This window comes from Helicobacter pylori, assembly GCF_003638305.1.
Taxonomy (GTDB): Bacteria; Campylobacterota; Campylobacteria; order Campylobacterales; family Helicobacteraceae; genus Helicobacter; species Helicobacter pylori_DJ.
This window is the reverse complement of the sequence record NZ_MVYP01000029.1, coordinates 1-2,122: the sequence shown is the minus strand read 5'-3', so window position 1 is coordinate 2,122 and position 2,122 is coordinate 1. Positions and strand designations below refer to the sequence as shown.

General features: G+C 37.9%; 1 protein-coding gene. It reads right to left on the bottom strand.

Going from position 1 to position 2,122, the window contains the following annotated elements; all coding sequences use genetic code 11:
• Positions 1 to 1,940 (bottom strand): porin family protein (locus EAL04_RS07825; RefSeq protein ID WP_120974483.1); only part of this gene is annotated, 1,940 nt, incomplete at its 3' end.
• Between the last annotated feature and the right edge of the window lie 182 nt (positions 1,941 to 2,122).

Here is a 2,122-nt window from a genome sequence, read left to right as displayed (position 1 = left end):
TGGCTAGCCCCTTCATTGAAAACAAAAGAGTTCGTGTAATCGCTACCACTAGAAACGACGCTAGCTTTTCTTTGGATTAAAGGGATGCTAATCCCTACAGAATATTTAGAATGCTTATAGCGGTAATTCAACCCAGTAGCCACATCCAAATTACCGCTCCCTTTGACTTTATTGAGCACATAATAGCTGTTATACAAGCCCCTTAACCCCCCAAAGATACCAAAAGATGATGAAAAGTTTCTTCTCGTTTGAATGCCTATAGGGCTATTTTTATTAGAGTAAGTGGTGATAAAATCCAACAACAAATCTATCCCCCCACCATAGCTCAATTGCTGGAATTTTTGATTAAGGGCTTTAGAATAGTTGTATTTGATAATGCCATAATAAGCTAACCCTATGAAATCATTAAAGTAGTTTTGATAGCCTATCTTAGCATTAACCCCTAAAATAGGGCTTCTAAAACTCTGTGAAGTGCTTGAAAAATAGTGGTTGGTAACGCTAGAAGTGACAAAGGTTTTTTGAATGGTGCTGAGCATGGAATTGGCTAAATCTTGCGTGTTTAAACTAGCGTTTAGATTGTAGTTTGTTTGAGCGTTCAAATTGGCGTAATTGATAGGTAAAGCGTTTTGATTGATAAGCTGCTGCCAAACCGCTGCTGTTACCCCTAAAAAGCCAGCTGGGACATCCGCACAATTGTGATAGATGGAATTAGGGTAGTTGCTAGGGAAAGCGCTCTGATTGGAACCCCCATAAAGCGAACACACATTATAGGGGAGGCCATCAGAATCTTTTGGTTTGCCATTTTCACTTTGACCGGTTGGCACTCTTTGATAGGTCATATTCCCGTTATGCCCATAGCCTTTAGTGTGGCTGAATTCATGCAGGATGGTTCTTAAATCAGCCAAATTGATAGTCTTAAGGTCATTGCCAAAGAGTTTTTTAGGATCTAAAGCAGAAGCCACTACCCCCAACTGGCCATAATGCTTACCATCATCGTTGTTGCTAGGGGTAATATCACTCCCAAGCCCTACAACCCCTGAATCCTTTAGAATAACTACATCAAGATCCGCTTTGTTTCTAAATTTATTAATAATGTCTTGCTTGTTTAACACATAACTTTTATTTTGGGAATTGACACGCCCGTTTGTTCCGGGATTTACGCATTCATTCTCTTTGCTCGTATCGCATTCCCCTCCTCCGCCTTTATTAGTGAATTCAAAAGGAGCGTTTAAGATCGCATCGCCCCAAGATTGGGAGTCTAAGACAGCGATCATGTTCAACATTAAATTAGTGAATTCTTCTGCGGTTTGTGGAGTGAAAGCTTCCCAATGGCTTTCGTGATCTTTGAATTTGTTTTCATTCCTATAATTTACGACCAAATCTGTCTTAATCTTATTGAGCGTTTCAAACACCCTTTGCGTGTTAGCGTCAGAAATAGAAGTGCTAGTGGCTTCAAATTTTGGAAGAAAGAAAGTATAGGGGCCAATTTTATCAAACGCCTCTTTTAGACTATCAAACGCCTCCCCAGGTAAAACAATCTTAGAGTGTTTGGGGATAGTCTCTATCACCCCTAGATCGATCACATTGCCTTGAGCGTCTTTAAAACTAAGCTCCACATTGCTTAAATTATAAGGTAAGAAATTTTCTATAGTTAATTGACCATTATACATATACAACACTCTAACAGGAGATAAAGATGAAAAGCTTAATTGTGATATGGATTTAGCGTCTGTGAACAAACTAGCCGCTCTTTTTAAAATCGTGTCTGTGGGTAAATAATCGTAAGTTGCGTAAGTGTTTTTTGTGGTGGTGTGTCTTTTTTCTTGCGTTTGTGTGCCTTCTAATAGCCCGGTTTCAAAGCCGGCTTCTATGAAAAAGCCATTTTTCTCATTCGCTTCTAAAGCGCTGAATAATAAAAGTGGGATGAATAGTTTTCTCATGGTTATCTCTTTTTAATTTATAGTGTTTTAATTATACAATTTAAGGGGGTTGTTTGTTTATTTTTTAAAATTTAAAGTTTTTACAAGGGATTAGTGTTTCATATTGAAACAAAATTTTAACAACAAGCGTTTGTTTTGGGGTTTATTTAGCATTAATTAGGCTGTGTTAATCAAAGTTTGAT